This window comes from Asanoa sp. NPDC050611, from assembly GCF_040654855.1.
GTDB lineage: Bacteria > Actinomycetota > Actinomycetes > Mycobacteriales > Micromonosporaceae > Asanoa.
In genome coordinates this window covers 27,642-33,836 of record NZ_JBFAIU010000044.1, presented here as the reverse complement: position 1 = coordinate 33,836, position 6,195 = coordinate 27,642, and the positions used below count along the sequence as shown (strand labels likewise).

General features: G+C 68.6%; 6 protein-coding genes. All 6 read left to right on the top strand.

All coding sequences use genetic code 11. The features are described 5' to 3' along the window. Window positions 1-1,548 (top strand): alkaline phosphatase D family protein (locus AB0H87_RS09985; RefSeq protein WP_360142287.1); only part of this gene is annotated, 1,548 nt, incomplete at its 5' end. A 29-nt stretch (window positions 1,549-1,577) separates the two neighbouring features. Continuing rightward, window positions 1,578-2,432 (top strand): discoidin domain-containing protein, encoded by an 855-nt coding sequence (locus AB0H87_RS09980; RefSeq protein WP_360142285.1) that lies wholly within the window; start codon window positions 1,578-1,580, stop codon window positions 2,430-2,432. Window positions 2,433-2,613: 181 nt separating this feature from the next. Further along, window positions 2,614-3,927 (top strand): extracellular solute-binding protein, encoded by a 1,314-nt coding sequence (locus tag AB0H87_RS09975; RefSeq protein ID WP_360142283.1) that lies wholly within the window; start codon window positions 2,614-2,616, stop codon window positions 3,925-3,927. Window positions 3,928-3,932: 5 nt separating this feature from the next. Beyond that, window positions 3,933-4,931: a sugar ABC transporter permease gene (locus AB0H87_RS09970; protein WP_360142281.1), complete on the top strand. Its 999-nt coding sequence runs from the start codon at window positions 3,933-3,935 to the stop codon at window positions 4,929-4,931. Then, the gene (locus AB0H87_RS09965; RefSeq protein WP_360142279.1) at window positions 4,918-5,778 is read left to right on the top strand and encodes a carbohydrate ABC transporter permease; all 861 of its coding nucleotides are present in this window, start codon (window positions 4,918-4,920) and stop codon (window positions 5,776-5,778) included. Before AB0H87_RS09970 ends, AB0H87_RS09965 begins: the two co-directional genes overlap by 14 nt. 9 nt (window positions 5,779-5,787) lie before the next feature. Then, the coding region (locus AB0H87_RS09960; RefSeq protein WP_360142277.1) for a hypothetical protein at window positions 5,788-6,195 on the top strand (408 nt) is incomplete at its 3' end.

Below are 6,195 nucleotides of genomic sequence, written 5' to 3'. Positions count from 1 at the left end.
AGGCGGTTTCTGACCGTGACAGGCGCCGCCGCCGGCCTCGCCGTCGCCGGCGGACTGCCCTTTGCGGCGGGCGGGTCGTCCCGCACACCCGCACGCGACTACCCGTTCACACTCGGGGTCGCCTCGGGCGACCCCTTGCCTGACGGGGTGGTGATCTGGACCCGCCTCGCGCCGAAGCCGCTGGAACCGTTCGGCGGCATGTCCGCCGACGCCACCGTGCCCGTGCGGTGGGAGGTGGCCACGGACGAGGCGTTCCGCCGGGTGGTGCGGCGGGGCACCGCGGCGGCGCGGGCGGCCAAGGCGCACACCGTCCACATCGATGTGCGGGGCCTGCGGCCGTCCGCAACCTACTTCTACCGCTTCCGGGCCGGCCCCGACATCTCCCCGGTCGGCCGGACCAGGACGGCGCCCGCCGTGGGATCCGCGCCGTCGGGGCTGAACTTCGCGTTCGTCTCCTGCCAGCACCGTGTCGTCGGCTACTACACCGCCTACCAGCACCTGCTGGGCGAGGACCTCGACGTGGTCTTCCACCTCGGCGACTACATCTACGAGGGTGGCGACCAGGGCACGCTCGGCCGCGGCCACTTCCCGGCCCGGACGCTCACGACGCTCGACGACTTCCGGTACCGCTACGCCCAGTACAAGACCGATCCGGACCTGCAGGCCGTGCACGCGGCGTTCCCGTGGGTGGTCACCCTCGACGACCACGAGGTGCTCAGCAACTGGGTCTCGAAGTACTCGTTCTATTACCCGGACGAGACCTTCGAGCAGTTCCTGGTGCGGCGGGCCAACGCCTTCCGGGCGTACTGGGAGCACATGCCCCTGCGGATCGCGCAACTGCCGAACGGGCCGGACATGCCGCTCTACCGCCGGTTCACCTTCGGCAACCTGGCCGAGTTCAGCGTGCTGGATACCCGCCAGTACCGCGACGACCAGCTCTACAACGACGGCACCGTGCCGCCGGACGAGCAGACGCGCGATCCGCGGCGGCAGATGATCGGCGCCCAGCAGCAGCAGTGGCTGTTCGACGGGCTCGCGAGCTCCGGTGCAACCTGGAACGTCCTGGCGCAACAGGTCTTCTTCTCGCAGCTGGACCTCGATCCCGACGACGCCGGTGAGCGGTACGTGATGGACGCCTGGGACGGCTACGAGGCACAGCGGAACCGGATCGTGGACTTCCTGCACGACCGGACGATCGCCAACCCGGTCGTCCTGACCGGCGACGTCCATGCCAACAACGCCTGCCTGATCAAGAAGAACTACGACGACCCGGACTCCCCGACCGTCGGCGTCGAGCTCGTGGGCACTTCGATCAGCAGCTCCGGCGACGGCGCCGACACCGACCCGGGACGGGACGCCCTCGCCGACCAGCTTCCGCACATCAGGTACTACAACGTCCAACGGGGGTACGTGCGCTGCGCGGTCACGCCCGACCAGTGGCGCACCGACTTCAAGGTGGTGCCGTACGTCAGTCGTCCGGGAGCGCCGATCCGGACCGACGCCACCCTGGTCACGGAGGCCGGCCGACCAGGTCTGGACCTCGGGTGAGCGCCGCGCGGCGCGGAAGGGAGCGACACGTGGACAGTAGGACCGGGGGACGGCTCGCGGCGGCGGATCTAGTCGTAGCGCTGCCGTTCGCGCTCGCCGCGGAGGGTGGCACCGCCGCGGCCGAGCCGGGGAGGGATCCGGTGGTGTCGCTGTCGACGTCGCCGCAGCGGCTCGACCTTCTGCCGCGTCCGTGCCTGCCGGCCGTGCTCACCGTCCGGTTCGACGGCCGGTCCACGGAACCGATCTACCCCACGGCGGTCGTCGGCGCCGAGCCACCGTTGCGGGTGTCCGACGAGATCCTCAGCACGTACGTGCCGCCCGACCGCCCCGCCACCGCACCCCTGGCTGTCGTCGTGCCCGCGGACACGCCACCCGGCGACTACGCGGTCTCATTGCGCCTCGACCGTCAGCGGCTGAGCGTCCCGGTCCACGTGTCGGCGGAGGCCGAGGACCCGCACCGCAACCTCGCCCTCGGCCAGGCGACCACCGCCTCGTCGACGGGCGGCACGCTGGACCCCTGCGGCGTCGTCGACGGCAACCGGAGCTACACGCTGCTGGGCTACGACCGGCCCGCCACGGCGTGGGCCGATGCCACGCCAGGCGCGTTCCCGGACCAGCTCGAGACGCGCCTGGCCAAGCCGGCGCCGGTGGGCCGGGTCGACCTCCACACGCACGCCGACGCCCGGTTCGCCCTGAAGGACTGGGACGTCCAGGCACTCACGGACGCGGGTTGGCAGACCGTCGCACAGGTACGGGGCCACACCGCCGGCCGTTACAGCTCGACCTTCCCGGCGGTGACGGCGAGCGCGGTCCGCGTCGTCATGCTGGCCACCAACGGGTACGCCTACTCCACGGTCACGGAGCTGGAGTTCTACGGGCCGTAGCCGCGAAGGCCGGCCCCGCACTGACCGAGATCGAAGTGATGCTTGCGCCACCACAGCGATCAACATTACTCTTGCAAATATCGAGTCCATCTTCGATATATCGAAGACCAATCGATCGGAGTGTGCGTCAATGGCGACCAATTCCCGGTCCGGCGGCCTGTCCCGCCGAGGCTTACTGCAGATGGCAGGCGTCGCCGGACTCGGTTCCGTGCTGGCCGCCTGCGGGCTCGGCGAGGGTGACAAGGCATCCAGCGCCGGAGGCGACCTCAACTTCTGGCTCACCCCGAACGCGTCGCCGGAGGCGATGAAGGCCTTCACCGACAAGATGACGACGGGCTTCCGCGACGTTGCCAAGGACGCCGCCGTGTCCAGCCTGATCATCCCGTGGGACAACGCGCTGACGAAATACACCGCTGCCTTCTCCGGAGGCAACCCGCCCGACGTGACCTACCAGATCATTCCGTGGATGAACAAGTGGCGGTCGACGGGCGTGCTCGCCGACTTCAAGAAGTTCGCCAGCGCGGAAGAGCTCGCCTCGTTCACGGAAGGCCAGCCCGAGTCCTACCTCAAGGCGGCCACCGGCGACAACGGCGAGCTGTTCGCCGTGCCGTTCACGCAGGGCTTCCAGCCTCTGGTGCTGAACCTCGCCGTCTGGGAGAAGGCGGGCAAGCCGCCGTTGCCCACGACCCTGGCCGAGATGATCCCCTTCGCCGAGGCGATGACGTTCGACAAGAAGGGCCGCAACCTCAAGGACGCCGGGTTCGACAAGAACAACGTCGAGCACTACGGCATGGCCTGGCCCGCCCTGCCGACGTTCGAGGACAACTGGGTGTGGCAGTACTTCTGGGCGTACGGAAGCGACTACATCAACGAGGCGCGCGACGACATCGGCTTCGACAACGCCGCGGGCCGCGAGGCGATCGACGTCATGAAGCGGCTCGTGAGCTCCGGCGCCACGACTCCGCCCGACCTGTACTCCGACAACGCCCGGTGGCAGACCGCCACCGTGTCCGGGAAGACCGGCATGCAATGGATGCCCCCGCTCACCGAGGCGGTGTGCAAACAGTTCCCGGACGCGCGGCTGAAGGTCATCGACCTGCCGGGCGGTCCGGCGGGCAAGGCCATCGTCGCCGGTTGCGGCTACTACGCCATGGCCGCCAAGAGCAAGAACCCCGACCTGACCTACCAGTTCGCCAAGTTCCTGCTGGATCCCAAGCAGTCGGACGTGTACATCCGGATGATCCTGGGCCTGCCCACCCGCCCCGTGGAGGGCAACTACTACGCCGAACCGCTGGCGGACCCCCGGATGAACACCTTCCTCAACGAAGCGGCCGGCTACGGCCAGCACGCTCGCGCGACGCTGGTCCTGCCGTACCAGCCGCAGGAGTATCTGCTCGGCAAGCTGAACGACCACCTCTTCGGCCGGCAGACACTCGACGACATGATCTCCGAGGCCTCGAAGGGCATCAAGCAGATGGCCAAGACGGGCAAGTGAGGCGCATGTCCGTACGCCTCGTCGGGGTGCGCCGCGGTGCGGAAGCCGCCGGCGCACCCGCCGGGCCGGGACGCGCGGATCCGCCGGTTCGGTCCGCGCCGGCGGGCACTCGGGCCGCACGGCGGCGGCGGGCCGGCGACCTTGCGCCGGCCGGCGTGTTCCTGGCCGCCAAGGCCGTGCTGTTCGGCGCGTTCATGCTGTTCCCGTTCGGCTACACGATCTACCTGACGTTCCAGCGGGGCTCCCTGCTCAGCGGTCTCGAGTTCGCCGGCCTCGACAACTACCGCTCGATCGCCGGCGACCTGCTGTTCCGGCAGACCCTCTGGAACACGTTGCTGTTCATGGCGGTGCTGATCCCGCTGACGCTGGTCGTCACGATCGGGGTCGGCCTGCTGCTGTCCAGCAAGGTCCGCGGCATGTCGGTCTACCGTTCGTTGATCTACCTGCCGTCGCTGCTGTCCATCGTGGTCGCCGGGCTCATCTGGAAGATGCTGATCGACAGCGAGACCGGCCCGCTCGAACGGTTCACGTCCGGGGTGCTGCACCTGGACGTCCCGTGGTTGACCGACGCGAACACGGCGATCGTGTTCCTGTCGGTCGTGACACTGTGGACGTCGATCGGGTTCTACTCCGTCATCTTCATGTCCGCTTTCAACAACGTGTCCGAGGACCTCCTGGACGCCGCGCGCATCGACGGCGCCAACGGATGGCAGACGCTGACCCGCATCAAGCTACCCCTGATCAAGCCGGTGCTGCAGGTGGTCCTCGTCCTGGTCACCATCAACGCCGTGCAGCTGTTCGACCTGATCTACGTGATGACCCAGGGCGGTCCGGGCACCGCCACGTACACCGCCATGTGGTACATCTACCAGAACGCCTTCAACGGTGGCAGCGTGCCGTACGCGGCGACCATGAGCATGGTGCTGCTCGTCGTCACCGCCGTCATCGCCGCGATCTTCGTCCGGCGCAGCCGGGGCGAGGAGTCCACCGATGGCCACGCGTGAGCTGACCGGCCGGCGTCCGTCGCATGCCGGACGCCTCCGCAAGCTGCCACGCGTGCTGTCGGTCCACGCGGTGGCGATCGTCTTCTCCGTCCTCTGCGCCGCGCCCGTCCTGCTCGTGGTGATCGCGTCGCTGCACGACTCCGTCTACGCCGACTTCTCCGTGCGGGTCAGCGAGTGGACGCTGACCAACTACGAGCGCCTGTTCGCCAACGAGGTCTTCGTCCGCTGGATGCTCAACAGCCTCTGGGTGGCCGCGGCGGTGACCGCGCTGACGGTCGCCGTTGACATCCTCGCCGCGTACGCGTTCGGCAAGCTGCGGTTCGCCGGACGCGACGTCGCGTTCCGGACGATGCTGGCGACCATGATGCTGCCGTTCTCGGCCACGCTCGTGCCCGTCTACCTGTTGGCGTCCGAGCTCGGCATGGTCGACCACTACAGTGGACTGATCATTCCGGCCGCGGCCGGGCCCTTCGGCGTCTACTTGCTGCGCCAGTTCGTGCTGGGCATCCCGAACTCGTTGATGGAAGCGGCCCGGGTCGACGGCGCCAACCATTGGTGGATCTTCCGGCGCGTGGTGCTGCCACTGTGCAAGCAGCCGATGGCGGTGCTGGCGATCTTCACGTTCGTGGCGAACTGGAACTCGTTCCTCTGGCCGCTGCTCATGGCGCAGTCGGAGCACATGATGACGCTGCCGGTCGGCATCGCCACGACCAACACGCAGTTCACGCAGAACATCTCCCTGATCACGGCCGGTGCGGTGATCAGCATCCTGCCCATGGCGGTGCTGTTCGCGGTCTTCCAGCGGTACTTCACGAGCGGCGTCCTGGCTGGCGCCGTCAAGTCCTGAGGGGTGTGCATGTCTGTCCATCGTGGTCGGCCTCGCGTTCCGGCCGACGGCATCCGGGCGACCCTGTGCGGCGGGAACACCATCGGCGGGGCGTTGCGCGAGCGCGAGCCCCGCGCCGACGGATACCGCCACATCGACTCGCCGGCCCTGGTGCGGCGGCTGGTCGGCATGAACGTCAACACGTACCTCTACGGGATCTGGGACTCACCGACCGACTGGGACGACCTTCGCTCCGAGTTCCTGCCGGCGGCGAGCGCGGCCGGCATCGACGTCATCCCGTACATCGTCCCGCCGAGCGAGACCACGGAGAACGGGCGGGCGTCCCGGCCGTTCATGACCGATTACGTCCGCTGGGCCGAGGCGATCGCCGAACTGTCGCTGCGGTTCCCCAACCTGACCTCGTGGGCGATCGACGAC

Bases quoted from the DNA above. Each gene is read 5' to 3' on its own strand.
- AB0H87_RS09975 (WP_360142283.1), top strand. From the start codon at position 2,614: ATGGCAGGCGTCGCCGGACTCGGTTCCGTGCTGGCCGCCTGCGGGCTC.
- AB0H87_RS09970 (WP_360142281.1), top strand. From the start codon at position 3,933: ATGTCCGTACGCCTCGTCGGGGTGCGCCGCGGTGCGGAAGCCGCCGGC.
- AB0H87_RS09965 (WP_360142279.1), top strand. From the start codon at position 4,918: ATGGCCACGCGTGAGCTGACCGGCCGGCGTCCGTCGCATGCCGGACGC.